We start from the raw sequence: 13,174 nt of genomic DNA on the forward strand, positions 1-13,174 counted from the left end.
CCTCCCATAATACAATTCGTTAATAACCAATTGCATACGTATAAGCAATTACTTATGTAAATAATACAATCATGTTTATATTAAAAATATTTTAGAAATATTTCTAAATTGACACACATCGCTACCCAATTAGTCTCCTAAAAAAGCAGAATCCCCTGCCAACCGTGAGGTCAACAGGGGATTCTGCAGGACTAAAATCCTGGTTATCAGCACACGGCGGTGCGACTATACCAGTTTCTTATAGCGTATACGCTTCGGCTCTGTATCGCCCAAACGCTTCTTCTTATTCTCTTCGTAGTCTGTGTAGTTACCTTCAAACCAGTATACCTGCGAGTCGCCCTCAAAGGCCAGGATGTGGGTACAGATACGGTCCAGGAACCAGCGGTCGTGCGAGATGATCACGGCGCACCCGGCAAAGTTCTCCAGTGCGTCTTCCAGCGAGCGGATGGCGTTTACGTCCAGGTCGTTGGTCGGTTCGTCAAGGAGCAACAGGTTACCGCCTTCTTTCAGCGTCATGGCCAGGTGCACACGGTTACGCTCACCACCCGACAGTTTGTCTACTTTCTTCTCCTGATCGCCACCCGAGAAGTTGAACTTGCTCACATAAGCGCGGGAGTTCACCTGGCGGCCGGCCATCATCATGTGTTCTGTACCTCCCGAGATCACCTCAAACACCGATTTGTTCGGGTCCAGATTGGCGTGCTCCTGGTCCACGTAGGAGATCTGCACGGTAGAACCCACCGTGAACTCACCTGCATCCGGTTTTTCCTGGCCTGTGATCAGCTTAAATAGCGTCGTCTTACCGGCACCGTTTGGACCGATGATGCCCACAATGCCACCCTGCGGCAAGGCGAAGCTCAGGTTCTCGAACAACAGCTTATCACCGTAGGCTTTGCTGATGTTATGCGCCTCAATCACCTGCGCACCCAAACGCGGGCCGTCCGGTATAAAGAGCTCTAGTTTTTCCTCTTTCTTAGAGGCTTCTTCGCTGGCCAGTTTATCGTACTGGCTGATACGGGCCTTCGACTTGGCATGACGGGCTTTCGGGGCCATGCGCACCCACTCCAACTCACGCTGCAGGGTTTTCTGGCGCTTGCTCTCCGTCTTCTCCTCTTTTGCCAGGCGGGCAGCCTTCTGCTCCAGCCAGCTGCTGTAGTTGCCTTTCCAAGGTATACCTTCGCCGCGGTCCAGTTCCAGGATCCAGCCGGCCACATTGTCGAGGAAGTAGCGGTCGTGGGTTACGGCAATCACAGTGCCTTTGTAGTGCTGCAGGTGCTGCTCCAGCCAGTCCACGGATTCCGCGTCAAGGTGGTTGGTCGGTTCGTCCAGCAACAGCACGTCCGGCTCCTGCAGCAGCAGGCGGCACAGGGCCACGCGGCGCTTCTCACCACCCGACAGGTTGCCGATCAGGGCCTCTTCCGGCGGTGTGCGCAGGGCGTCCATGGCGCGCTCCAGGCGGTTGTCCAGTTCCCAGGCGTTGTGGTGGTCCAGTTTTTCCTGCACGATGCCTTGGCGCTCGATGAGCTTGTTCATCTCATCGTCCGTCATTTCCTCGGCGAACTTCATGTTGATCTCGTCGAACTCCTTCAACAGGGCAACCACTTCGCTCACGCCTTCTTCTACCACTTCGCGCACCGTCTTGGTCGGGTCCAGTTGTGGCTCCTGCTCCAGGTAGCCCACCGAGTAACCCGGCGACCACACTACTTCGCCACGGATCTCCTTGTCCACACCGGCGATGATCTTGAGCAGGCTCGACTTACCAGAGCCGTTGAGGCCCAGCACGCCTATTTTGGCGCCATAGAAAAAGGAGAGGTAAATATTTTTAAGTACTTGCTTCTGTGGGGGGTAGATCTTGCTGACCCCAGCCATGGAGAAAATAATGGTTTCGTTGCTCATTTTACTGTATATCAGTTTAGTACTGTCCGCAGACAGCAGTTTTAATTTCATTAGAAACGGCATTTACAGCACCCTGCCCGACAAAAGCGCACAGTTTAGCCATTTTTTATGCCGACAAATACAAATATCGTAAAAATTCATGTGTTTATGGTTCACAAAAGTGCTTTGAAATCACTAAACTTGTAGAAAAACTGTATGGGAGAAGTCCGCACAGACTTATCGTGGCACCAGGTCAGGTTATTACACGAAGACTTCTGCGGCTAATCTGCAGACTGTCAACGCTACCACCTGACTTGCGTATGCTAAGGTTAGTCTAAAATTTTGGACCCTTTGCCCTTTTATGTTCCGATTCTAACCCGATCCTTAAATGGAAAACAACGACCTATTGGAAGAAGCCAAAAAGTATGGCTTTATTCAAGACCAGCAAGTATGGCTGAAAGCTTTTATGACCTATCCCGACAGAAAGGTAGGCGAGGTGAAAGAATCAGAGGAAGACTCGCTGGTTTATTTTGCCAAGCGCTTTCACATGTTTAGCGATAAGGTGAACGCCCTGCTCGAGCGCATTGCAACTTCCGAGAACAAAGGCTCTTTCCTGATGAAGGTGCTGCACATGAAAGACCAGGTAGGTAACTATGATGCGCTGGGTGACTTTGAGTCCATTTACCATACGCTGAGCAAAGCGGAGGAGGATATAAATGAGACCATCAAGCAGAACCGCGAGAAGAACCTTAGCATCAAGATCGGGCTTATACATGAGGCGGAGGCACTGCAGGACAGCGTAGAGTGGAAAGAGACCTCTGACAAGATGAAGGATCTCCGTGCCACCTGGATCAAGACCGGGCCGGTGGAGAAAGATCTGACCGAGGAGATTGAGGAGCGCTTTAAAACAGTGCTGGAGTCTTTCTTTGAGCGTAAAAAGTCCTTCTTCAACGACAAGAAAACGATGCAGAACCGCACTTACGACAGGTACAGAGACCTGATCGCCAAGTCGGTGGCGCTGCAAAACTCTGAGGAGTGGGAAGCCACAACTGCCAAACTGAAAGACCTGCAGACACAATGGAAGCAGATCGGAGGATCGTTGCCGCGCGCCACGACCAACAAGTTATGGACCGAGTTCAGAAAAGCGCACAACCACTTCTTTGAGCGCCTCAAAGTAAAGATCACGAACGAGAAGACCGACTCGAAAGAGAAATACTACGAAACCAACCTGGAACGCAAGCAGGAACTGGTAGGCCAGGCAGAGGAACTACTCCAGCACAACAGCCTGAACGACGCCGTGAGGCGCGCCAAGGAATTGCAGGCCGAGTGGAAAAAGGTAGGCCCCGTACGGCCTGATGTTTCGGATGCGATCTGGGAGCGCTTTATCAAGGCCTGTGACCGCGTGTTCGAGATGAGCAGCCTGGAGCACTACATCCGCAAGCGCCAGCAGAACGCCAACGAAACCTATGGCCACGAGGAAGGGCTTAACGCCCGCATCAACGCTCTGCGCGACTTCATCAAGTCTGACCGCCAGGAGCTGGAGGTGCTCGAAACAAACCTGGGCAAACTGAGCGAGGCCCCAAGCAACGACTCGTTCCGCAACATGCTGTTAGGCAAGATCCGTAATTTCAACCGCAAGATCACGACCAAGCAGGCCCTGATCGAAATGTTCCAGGAACAGCTGAGCACGATCAATAAATAGGAAGATAAAGATTTAACTATATCTTTTGGGAAGGCGTCTGTTGCGAATGCGGCAGACGCTTTCTATATTTACATACAGCCTAACCAAGGTACATTGCAGTAAAAAATGGAGTCCTAAAAAATTTGACTTAAAATGAACATTTACTGTACATATGCGTTGTTTTGGTAAAAACAATCACAAAAAGCAATAAATATTTCAAAAAAATTTTAGTTTGTGAATTAATTCATACTTTTGCGAACTTATTTTTCAAACGCCATTATTTAAGGAGACACATACTATGTATTGGACACTGGAATTAGCATCATACCTGGAGGACGCACCCTGGCCAGCCACTAAGGACGAGCTGATCGATTATTCTATCCGCTCAGGCGCCCCTATGGAGGTTGTAGAAAACCTGCAGGCACTTGAAGACGACGGACAGCCTTACGAGAACATCGAGGAGATCTGGCCTGACTATCCTACCAAGGAAGACTTCATGTTCAACGAAGACGAGTACTAATTAATGACTAATTAGATAATGAATAATGAGTAATTGACTTTATATTATTCATTATTCACTATTCATTATTCATTGAAAAGCATCGTTGAAGTAAAAAATCTGGTTGCGGGTTATGAGCATCGAACTCTGATCCGCAACCTTTCTTTTTCTGTGCCTGCACAGGCATTTGTGGCTATTGTGGGCCATAACGGAGCGGGCAAAACAACCCTTTTCCGGGCTTTCCAGCAGAAAATACCCTACCAGGGGCAACTCCTGCTGCATGGCCAGGATTTGCGCCACACCAAAGACGCCGCAGCCTCCGGCCTCCTCTCCTATCTCCCCCAGAAGAACATTGTCTCTTTCTCGATCAGCGTGCTTGACCTGGTTGTGATGGGCCTTTTCCGAAAGAAGGGCTTTTTTGAGAACTACACCGCACAAGATTACGCCCAGGCCCGAGACACGCTGGCGCAGCTGGAGCTGACGCATCTGCAGGAGCAGGACTTTACAACGCTTTCAGGAGGTGAACAGCAAATGGTATGGCTGGCGCAACTGATGCTCCAGGACGCCGATGTCGTATTGCTCGACGAGCCTACGCAACAGCTGGATGTGTACTATAAGAAGCAGGTATTCCGACTTTTGCAGCATTGGGTGCAGCAAAAAGGCAAAACGGTATTCTGCATAACACATGACCTCTACAACCTGCAGCCGATGCAGGGCTTCCTCCTCAACCTCTCCAAACCCGACCCTACACTCGAGCCGCTTTCCCCCGAAACGGTGCAGCAGAACCAGGTATACCTGGAAGCGCAACGCATTGTCCGCTAAGGCAGCGACTCAAACTGCTTCACCAGCACTTCGGCCAGCAGCAGGTCTTCCGGCGTAGTGATCTTGATGTTACTGTAGCTGCCTTCCACCAGCGCTATACCTGCGCCCAGCTGCTCTACCACCGAAGCATCGTCCGTGAAGTGTTCCTGCTCAGGCTGCTCGTAAGCCGCCCGCAACAAATCGGCCCTAAAGCACTGGGGCGTCTGCACCAGCTTATACCTGGTGCGCGGTACGGCCTGGCTCCCACTTTCGGTTAGCTCCCGGATAGAGTCCTTCGGCGACACAGCCACCACGGCAGCGCCCGATTCTGCCGCCTGCGCAAAGGCCGCCTTGATGATGCCTGTGCTCACAAACGGGCGCACACCATCATGCACCGCCACCAGTGCCTCGCCCTGCACCGTGGCCAGCCCGTTCTTCACCGACCCGAAGCGGGTCTTTCCGCCCGGCACTGCCATGTGGAACACCGGAAACTTATGCTGCTTGCAAAGGTTTCGCCATACCTGCAACTGGTCCTCGGGTAGCACCACCACGATGCGAATGGCGGGGTTGTAGGTATAGAACCGCTCGATCGTGTGCATCAGGACAGGCTTGCCGGCAAGCTCGATGAACTGCTTGGGCAGGCTGTGCTGCATGCGGCTGCCCGTGCCTCCGGCAACGATAATGGCGTATTGTTGCAAAGATTCCTCCATATGCTGGCTTTTTCTATTAATGCGGTCTTTGTTACTCACAATCGGCCAGGCGGGCCACATCGGCCGCGGTGATGTAAGGTAAGTTTCGGGTGATTTTTTCTATGCTCCAGTCCCACCAAGCGATTTGGAGCAATTGTGTGATTTCGCTTTCTGTGAACCGCATCTTCACCACCTGCGCCGGGTTCCCGGCCACAATAGCGTAGTCCGGCACATCTCTGGTGACCACGGCCTTGGTCGCCACGATGGCGCCATTCCCAATTCTTACGCCGGGCATGATCACCGCTTCATAACCAATCCAGACGTCGTTCCCTACCACCGTGTCTCCTTTGTAGGGATACTTGTCTGTTCCGGCATCCGCTTGCTCCCAGCCGTTTGCGAAAATAGCGAAAGGGTAGGTAGAGACAGGACTGGTTTCGTGATTACCCCCGTTCATAATGAATTTCACGCCAGAGGCGATGGCACAGAACTTCCCAATGCAAAGCTTATCGCCTATGAAATCGAAATGGTACAGCACATTCTTCTCGAAGTTGTGCGGATCATCCATGTCATGGTAATAGGTATAGTCGCCTACCACAATGTTGGGGTTCCGGATGATGTTCTTCAGGAAAACCAGGTTGTGGTGATGGGCAAGCGGAAAAGTATTTTCTGGATCTGGACCGTTCATACATTCAGGCTGGTAGCACAATACATGAAGCTGCAAATAAAACAAAAAGCCCCGACTTTGGAGAGCCGGGGCTTTGCTAAATATTTATACCTGCCACTAGAGGATCAGCATCACGTCGCCGTAGCTGAAGAAACGGTACTTCTCTTTCACGGCCTCTTCGTAGGCTTTCATCACCAGTTCATAGCCACCAAAAGCAGCCGTCATCATCAGCAGCGTGCTCTCCGGCATGTGGAAGTTGGTCACCAGTGCATTGGCGATCTTGAAGTCGTACGGAGGGAAGATGAAGCGGTCCGTCCAGCCCTCGTTTGGCTTCAGGCGGCTGCTCGCCGATACCGACGACTCCAGCGCACGCATGGTCGTCGTACCGATGGCACACACGCGCTTCTTGTTATCCAGCGCTTTGTTCACCATTTCGGCTGTCTCGGCTGGCACCATGAAGTTCTCAGAGTCCATCTTGTGCTTGGTGAGGTCTTCTACATCCACTGGGCGGAAAGTGCCCAGGCCCACGTGCAGTGTAAGCGGCGTCACATCCACTCCTTTGATTTCGAGGCGCTTAAGTACTTCTTTCGTGAAGTGCAGACCGGCCGTTGGCGCGGCTACGGCACCTACGTTTTTGGCATATACGGTCTGGTAACGCTCTTTGTCTTCCGGCTCAGCTTCACGCTTGATGTACTTTGGAAGCGGCGTCTCGCCCAGTTCGTTGATGGTCTTGTAAAATTCCTCGTCCGGACCATCGAACAAAAACTTGATCGTGCGGCCGCGGGAAGTCGTGTTGTCAATCACCTCTGCTACCAGGTCGCTGTCGCCGAAGTATAGTTTGTTGCCCACCCGGATCTTTCGGGCCGGATCTACCAGCACGTCCCACAGGTGGATGTCCTTGTTGAGCTCACGAAGCAGAAACACTTCGATCTTGGCACCGGTTTTCTCTTTGTTGCCATACAGGCGGGCCGGGAATACTTTGGTATCATTTACTACCATCACATCGCCCTCGTCAAAGTACTCGAGGATGTCTTTAAAAATGCGATGCTCAATTTTGCCCGTGTCGCGGTGCAACACCATCATGCGCGACTCATCGCGGTTGGCGGAAGGATGCGCTGCTAGCAGGTTCTCAGGTAGCTCAAACTTAAATTCTGATAACTTCATACTTTTTATAATACGGTATAAATCGTGCTGACTTAGAACGGCCTGTATCAGGTAATGTGCTCTTTTCCTGAAATTTCAGGATGGCTTACCCATGATACAATTAAAAAATCAAACCGCAAATTTACTTAGTTTGCCCGAAATATTCTTACTTTTAAGAAAATTACTTTGCTATACGCCAATCTATGATCTACATCCGCCTAATAGCTGAAAGTTTCCGCTTTGCATGGCAGGCGCTACGCGCTAACCTGCTCCGAACGATCCTCTCCCTGCTGGGCGTCACGATAGGCATTTTCGCCATTATCTCGGTTTTCACGCTGGTCGACTCGCTTGAGCGCAACGTGCGTGACAGCATGAGTTTCATTGGTGACAAGGTGCTGTATGTAGAGAAGTGGCCCTGGAGCTTTGGCGGAGAATACCCCTGGTGGAAGTACTTCAAGCGCCCGCAGCCCAACACCCACGAATACCGCTTGCTGGACCGCAACCTGACCAACGATGCCGGCGTGGCTATTTTTGCCAACAAAGGACGTAGCCTGTTCAAGTACCGCAACAACAGTTTCAAGGATGCCGGCCTGATGGGCGTTACCTACGACTATAACAAAGTAACGGAAATTCCGGTGGCCGAGGGCCGCTACTTCGTGCCGCAGGAGGTAGACGCCGCCCGGAACGTGATGATCGTAGGCGACGAAGTGGCCAGCACGCTCTACCCGGGCCAATCTGCCATCGGGCAGGAGCTAAGAGTGAGCGGACATAAGTTCACGGTCATCGGCGTGATGGAAAAACAGGGCGAAAGCATGTTTGGCATGCCTAACTTCGACCAGATGGGCATTATACCTTACGGCACGTTCAGCAAGATGTACGCGACCGGCCCCAACGGCATTGGCTCGACCATAGCCGTAAAGGGCCGCGACGATGACGTGGGGCTGCTGGAACTGGAGTATGAGGTGCGCGGCATGATGCGCAACATCCGGGGCCTGAAACCACGCGACGAGGACAGCTTCGCCATCAACCGGCCCGAAATGGCCACCCAGGCCATCACCGGCCTGTTCCAGGTCATCGGCCTGGCCGGCTGGGTGATCGGCGGTTTCGCGATTCTGGTGGGCGGCTTCGGCATTGCCAACATCATGTTCGTGTCTGTTAAAGAGAGAACCAACATCATCGGTATACAAAAATCACTGGGCGCCAAAAACTATTTTATCCTGTTCCAGTTCTTGTTCGAGTCCGTGTTTTTGAGCGTCATCGGCGGTGGCATCGGCATCCTGCTGGTATTCCTGCTCACGCTCATTCCGCAGGACATGATGAAGATATCGCTCTCGGCAGGCAACATAATTCTGGGCCTTGGCGTATCGGCGGTGATAGGTATGCTGTCGGGTATCATTCCGGCGGTGCTCGCCTCAAACCTGGACCCGGTGATTGCGATTCGCTCCAAGTAGAAAAAACACAACCGTGGCTGCAAAGTTTAGCCTCCATGCTGCAGACACAAACCCTTTAAATTATTTATTAAATAGAAGAAGGCGCCTCATTTTGAGTGCGCCGCAGGAGGCCTGCCTCCTGAAGAAGACGAAGAAAGATTTATGGCAAAGCTTAGAAAGACAAGCAAAACGAAACTCAACGACGAGTCACACAACAGCGGCAGCGGACAAACGATCCTAAACCCGGACGTAAACGAAAATAAAGCAAAAACCATTACCGACCTGCGCGAGGCCGGGCACGTGCAGGCCCCGCCTGCTTCTGCAGAGGACATCAAAATCAGAAAGGCCTTTGTAGACAAGGACTGGAACGAGATCAAGATCGCCGACTCATGGCAGATCTTCAAGGTGATGTCTGAGTTCGTGGAAGGCTTCGAGAAGATGGCCAAGATCGGTCCCTGCGTTTCTATTTTCGGATCGGCCCGCACCAAGAACTCCCACAAGTACTACATCATGGCCGAGGAGATCGCTGCCAAGTTGGTACGCCATGGCTATGGCGTGATCACGGGCGGTGGACCGGGCATTATGGAGGCCGGTAACAAAGGCGCGCACTCCGAGGGTGGCAAGTCGGTGGGTCTGAACATCCACCTGCCCTTCGAGCAGTTCAACAACATCTACATCGATTCCGACAAGCTCATCAACTTCGACTATTTCTTTGTTCGCAAGGTGATGTTCGTGAAGTATGCGCAGGGCTTCATCGTGATGCCGGGTGGCTTTGGCACACTCGACGAGTTGTTCGAGGCGATCACCCTGATCCAAACCAAGAAAATCGGCGCATTCCCGATCGTGCTGGTGGGCCGCGAATTCTGGGGAGGCCTGTTTAAGTGGGTGGAGGACGTGATGCTGAACACGGAAAGCAACATCAGCCCGGAAGACCTGAACCTGGTGCACATCGTGGACGACGCCACCGAGGCGGTGAAAGTGATCGACGATTTCTACAGCAAATACCTGCTGTCTCCAAACTTCTAAGAGAAGCAAGCACTTCCATAAAAAAAACGCCCCGCTGCAGAACAGTGGGGCGTTTTTTTTATGCTGATATATCATCTTGCAATGCCTAACAACAGAGCGGGTTCATGAGGAGAGCAGGCACAGGAAGAGCACTTGCTACAGCTTAGTCTTACTTTGACTTCAGTTTAACAGCTTTACTTCAATTGAGGTACTGCCGACTATAGGTATACCTTCCGCTGTCTGGCCTTGCACTTTTACTTCAAACACACCGGTTTCGTCGGAGGTATAGAACATGAAGGTGGCACTGCCGTCGGCTCCGGCCTGCAGGTATGGCTGCCAATGCAGCTGTTGCCGGAAATCCGGTAGTTGGGCCTGCGAAGCGTCGCCTGAGGGGGCGGCTGGCACTACGAAGTTCCGGGGCAGGTTATACTGCTCATAGAGTACGGGCAGCCCTTTTTCTTTGAGTCTTTCGCGGGCCTCCCCGCTTTTGGTATAGATGGCGAACATGCCGTTGTCTACCAGGCGCCCCAGGTTGCCGGCATACAACTTCTCCTCTGACCAGGCAATCTCAATGGAGGCAATGTCATTCAGGTCGAGCGCTATGATCTCATCCATATTTTCCAGCATCACGCCGTCCAGCAGGTATAGCGGTTCCTCTTTCATCATGCGCTTGGTTTCGGAGGAGACGTAGAGCAGTCGCACCGTTTGCCTGCCCTTCTTTTTGCGCATGCGCAGGTTGGTAGACACCTCCCGAATGGCCTCCTCAACATCCTGGAAAGCAACGTACTCATCCAGCTTGAACACCCGGTCGGCTGGCAAACGTGGAAGCGGGGCGGTGGAGTGCGGTTCTGTCAGGCCATAAATCTCATGGATATTGGTACGGGTATAGTGTTTCTGGGTAACGCGTATCACGTGCGGCGGCAACGCCTGCACAAAAGCTGTGTCTGTTTGCCTGGCGAAGGTTTCCTGTTGAAAGGGAGCCTTTACATCTGCCTGTCGCATGGGCTCTACTAGGGGCTCTCTTCGGAAGCGGGCTTCGGTTTCGTTTCTGGCAATTGCCTCCCACAGTTCCTGGTCTGTTTCATATCCTTGCCGAACACCGTTTGCAACTGCAAATCCGTTGGGCTGTTGTAGCATGGCACGCTGCTCCGCCACAGCGGCCGCGAGCCATGTATGGGGCTGCAGCCCCTTTACGGTGACAGATACCTGCTGTCGGGTGCCGTACTGCTGGCGGTCGGCCTGTACTGCTATGCCTGCTGTCTGGGGCAGCATCACCCACTGCTCTGCTTCTACCAGGCCACCCGTGTTGAGCAGCAGCAGGCGACATTCCGGTTGTGTTGCATGGAGCCAGGGCACGGTGACTTGCCCGGCTCCGGTAACGTGCTGGGAGAAGTATACCTTGCCTTCTGACAATGCCACCAGCACATGGCCTGCAGCCGATTGGGCCTGCACATTTACTTGTATACCTGTAGGGCTTACTTTCCCTACTACCAGGCCTGCGCCCTGTTTCTTTGGCTTCGGAAGCGGTACCTGTCGCGTTGCATAGTTTGCTGCCTGTACCTGTGCGACCAGTTCCTGCTGCTCTGCGGCCGTCAAACTAAACACCGCTATACCTGACTCGTCGCTTTTAAAAGTGGCCATGGTTTGCCCGGCCGTATCAGCTACTATACCTTGAGCGGCTATACCTACTCCGGCCGCATTGGTCACGGTTGCCACTATTTTGGCAGGCGCTCCCGCCGGCCATGTACCAGATTCGGGAAAGAACCGCACCTGCATGGGTTTGGTTGCTGCCGGTCGCCCTTCCAGCGCTTTCACTTCGTTCGGGTTTACAACGGTGAGTGGCTCCTGCCAGTGCTGCCGCGCACTGAAGTTCCGCATCCAGTTGGTGGCAGCCCGCAGCGTGTAGTTGCCCGAAGGCATGTTTTTGGGCAGCAGGAAGTCTCCCTGTGCTTTTCCGTCCTCCAGCACTAACCGCTGGTTGATCAGGGTGCTGCCCTTGGCATCCAGCAGCTCTACATAAAGCACCCGGCTCGCGGGAGCAGTGGAGCTCTTTCGCACAATAGCACTGTACCAAAGCCGCTCTCCTGCCATGTACCAGGGCTGACTGTGTACCAGTTGTACCTGCTCATCGGAGAGCTGGCGCTGTACCTGGGCGGCGGCGGCTTTGGCAACCTGCTCCTGCTGGGCAAAAGCCGGCATGCTAAGCATGGGAGCTAGGGCTAGTAGCAGCCTGGCTGCCAGTTTGGGGATGCTGTCAAGGGGTATGTGCATCTGTTGAAGTTAAGTATTAGAAGCCGATTGGCCGTTCGTCGGATACATTTGGGTATAAGAAGGTATAGCGGCAGTCTCCAAGAGGCAACTCGTATGGCAGCCCCGGGAAAGGGGCATAGAACAGGCGTTGGATCACGATAAAGTCTTCTACCATGGACGAAGCTGTGAAATACCCTACTACCCGTTCCTCGGGGTAGGTGACGCTGTACATATTGCCGTTGATGCGTGCCGGAGGCGGATCGAAAATACTGCCTACGCTGGACTGCTGCTCATTGAACAGGCGCCAGAATTCATATGCTTCGCCTGTTAGCGAGAACTGCCTGATCTTAATGCGGTACTTGGTTGGGATATCAGCGGGCACGACCACCACCGGCTGCTCAAAATAGCGGCCATTCACCAGCCTGTCATTATTCGTCACCACTTTGGTGTTGATGCTGCCCATATTGGCCCAGCACACCGACGGCACCGGTACGTCACCTGTATTGGTGTAAAACTCAAAAACGCCTTCGGTATCCCAACGGTAGTAGTTGCCTCGCTCAGTGGGGTCCTGTACCTGGGCTTTCACCTCAAAACCCACTGACCTGCGCTCGATCAGCAAACCCGCTGAGTTGCGCACTACGTCTGTATACTGCTTGAACTCATAGCTTATACCCTGGATGGCAGGCACCGGGCGCAGCAGTTCCGGGCGCGAGGTATACTCCCGGCCGTCGGGCAGCGTGATGTGCAAGGTATAGCTCCTGCCCTGCTCTACCCGGTAATCATCCGCACCCAGGGTATACACGCCATTTCCGGGCCCTTCGTACAAAGGCATGCTGTTGCCGAGGTTGTCCTGTACCATGACAGTGGCGTTATGCACGCGCTCTACCACTACCTGCTGGTTTTCGCTATCGAAAGGGGCAGTCCAGGTAAGGGTGACTTTGTTCAGCTCCGGGTTATTCTGATCCGTGATCAGGCCGCTCACCACCAGCGACTTTTGCGCTGTGCCGGTCTGGAGTTCAAAAGGCTCCACGCAGGCCTGCAGGCAAACCATTAGAAGCAGCATGGCCCACACCCGGGTTTGATGACACTTAGTTACTAACTGCATTTTCAGGTTATTTTCATTTCTCTGTAAAATCA

At 52.9% G+C, this 13,174-nt stretch carries 11 protein-coding genes; 5 read left to right on the forward strand and 6 right to left on the reverse strand.

Features of this window, described 5'->3' with window-relative positions; genetic code table 11:
- Positions 1 to 225 precede the first annotated feature (225 nt).
- Positions 226 to 1,896, reverse strand: a complete 1,671-nt coding sequence (gene ettA / locus Q4E40_RS10530) for an energy-dependent translational throttle protein EttA (RefSeq protein WP_303412036.1) — start codon at positions 1,894 to 1,896, stop codon at positions 226 to 228.
- 367 nt (positions 1,897 to 2,263) lie between these two features.
- Here ettA and Q4E40_RS10535 point away from each other — a divergent pair, with 367 nt between their 5' ends.
- The 3 genes from Q4E40_RS10535 (at position 2,264) to Q4E40_RS10545 (ending at position 4,877) form a co-directional block, all read left to right on the forward strand.
- The gene (locus tag Q4E40_RS10535; RefSeq protein WP_303412038.1) at positions 2,264 to 3,577 is read left to right on the forward strand and encodes a DUF349 domain-containing protein; all 1,314 of its coding nucleotides are present in this window, start codon (positions 2,264 to 2,266) and stop codon (positions 3,575 to 3,577) included.
- 277 nt (positions 3,578 to 3,854) lie between these two features.
- Positions 3,855 to 4,076 carry a DUF2795 domain-containing protein gene (locus tag Q4E40_RS10540; RefSeq protein WP_007652164.1) on the forward strand — a complete coding sequence of 74 codons (222 nt, stop codon included), beginning with the start codon at positions 3,855 to 3,857 and terminating at the stop codon, positions 4,074 to 4,076.
- A gap of 72 nt (positions 4,077 to 4,148) precedes the next feature.
- Positions 4,149 to 4,877: an ABC transporter ATP-binding protein gene (locus tag Q4E40_RS10545; RefSeq protein ID WP_303412044.1), complete on the forward strand. Its 729-nt coding sequence runs from the start codon at positions 4,149 to 4,151 to the stop codon at positions 4,875 to 4,877.
- On the opposite strand, the gene Q4E40_RS10550 is transcribed toward Q4E40_RS10545, so the two are convergent.
- The 3 genes from Q4E40_RS10550 to queA form a co-directional block, all read right to left on the reverse strand.
- Positions 4,874 to 5,566, reverse strand: a complete 693-nt coding sequence (locus Q4E40_RS10550) for a 2-C-methyl-D-erythritol 4-phosphate cytidylyltransferase (protein ID WP_303412045.1) — start codon at positions 5,564 to 5,566, stop codon at positions 4,874 to 4,876. The two genes, Q4E40_RS10545 and Q4E40_RS10550, sit on opposite strands and share 4 nt — an antisense overlap.
- A gap of 31 nt (positions 5,567 to 5,597) precedes the next feature.
- Entirely contained in the window at positions 5,598 to 6,230 is a 633-nt protein-coding gene (locus tag Q4E40_RS10555) for a CatB-related O-acetyltransferase (protein ID WP_303412046.1), read from the reverse strand.
- Positions 6,231 to 6,326: 96 nt separating this feature from the next.
- The gene (queA, locus tag Q4E40_RS10560; protein ID WP_303412047.1) at positions 6,327 to 7,373 is read right to left on the reverse strand and encodes a tRNA preQ1(34) S-adenosylmethionine ribosyltransferase-isomerase QueA; all 1,047 of its coding nucleotides are present in this window, start codon (positions 7,371 to 7,373) and stop codon (positions 6,327 to 6,329) included.
- A gap of 182 nt (positions 7,374 to 7,555) precedes the next feature.
- Between queA and Q4E40_RS10565 the strand changes: the two genes are divergently transcribed.
- Together Q4E40_RS10565 and Q4E40_RS10570 are read left to right on the forward strand one after the other, a co-directional pair.
- Positions 7,556 to 8,803 carry an ABC transporter permease gene (locus Q4E40_RS10565; RefSeq protein WP_303412049.1) on the forward strand — a complete coding sequence of 416 codons (1,248 nt, stop codon included), beginning with the start codon at positions 7,556 to 7,558 and terminating at the stop codon, positions 8,801 to 8,803.
- Positions 8,804 to 8,944: 141 nt separating this feature from the next.
- The gene (locus Q4E40_RS10570; protein WP_303412050.1) at positions 8,945 to 9,808 is read left to right on the forward strand and encodes an LOG family protein; all 864 of its coding nucleotides are present in this window, start codon (positions 8,945 to 8,947) and stop codon (positions 9,806 to 9,808) included.
- Between the two features lie 159 nt (positions 9,809 to 9,967).
- On the opposite strand, the gene Q4E40_RS10575 is transcribed toward Q4E40_RS10570, so the two are convergent.
- Both Q4E40_RS10575 and Q4E40_RS10580 read right to left on the reverse strand, forming a co-directional pair.
- Positions 9,968 to 12,058 carry a hypothetical protein gene (locus Q4E40_RS10575; protein ID WP_303412051.1) on the reverse strand — a complete coding sequence of 697 codons (2,091 nt, stop codon included), beginning with the start codon at positions 12,056 to 12,058 and terminating at the stop codon, positions 9,968 to 9,970.
- A 16-nt stretch (positions 12,059 to 12,074) separates the two neighbouring features.
- Positions 12,075 to 13,142, reverse strand: coding sequence for a DUF4249 domain-containing protein (locus Q4E40_RS10580; RefSeq protein WP_303412052.1), 1,068 nt, complete (start codon positions 13,140 to 13,142; stop codon positions 12,075 to 12,077).
- Between the last annotated feature and the right edge of the window lie 32 nt (positions 13,143 to 13,174).

This window comes from Pontibacter coccineus, assembly GCF_030546575.1.
Lineage (GTDB): Bacteria > Bacteroidota > Bacteroidia > Cytophagales > Hymenobacteraceae > Pontibacter > Pontibacter coccineus.

Bases quoted from the DNA above. Each gene is read 5' to 3' on its own strand.
- Q4E40_RS10555 (WP_303412046.1), bottom strand. From the start codon at position 6,230: ATGAACGGTCCAGATCCAGAAAATACTTTTCCGCTTGCCCATCACCAC.
- Q4E40_RS10550 (WP_303412045.1), bottom strand. From the start codon at position 5,566: ATGGAGGAATCTTTGCAACAATACGCCATTATCGTTGCCGGAGGCACG.
- ettA (WP_303412036.1), bottom strand. From the start codon at position 1,896: ATGAGCAACGAAACCATTATTTTCTCCATGGCTGGGGTCAGCAAGATC.
- Q4E40_RS10580 (WP_303412052.1), bottom strand. From the start codon at position 13,142: ATGCAGTTAGTAACTAAGTGTCATCAAACCCGGGTGTGGGCCATGCTG.
- Q4E40_RS10535 (WP_303412038.1), top strand. From the start codon at position 2,264: ATGGAAAACAACGACCTATTGGAAGAAGCCAAAAAGTATGGCTTTATT.
- Q4E40_RS10540 (WP_007652164.1), top strand. From the start codon at position 3,855: ATGTATTGGACACTGGAATTAGCATCATACCTGGAGGACGCACCCTGG.
- Q4E40_RS10575 (WP_303412051.1), bottom strand. From the start codon at position 12,058: ATGCACATACCCCTTGACAGCATCCCCAAACTGGCAGCCAGGCTGCTA.
- queA (WP_303412047.1), bottom strand. From the start codon at position 7,373: ATGAAGTTATCAGAATTTAAGTTTGAGCTACCTGAGAACCTGCTAGCA.
- Q4E40_RS10565 (WP_303412049.1), top strand. From the start codon at position 7,556: ATGATCTACATCCGCCTAATAGCTGAAAGTTTCCGCTTTGCATGGCAG.
- Q4E40_RS10570 (WP_303412050.1), top strand. From the start codon at position 8,945: ATGGCAAAGCTTAGAAAGACAAGCAAAACGAAACTCAACGACGAGTCA.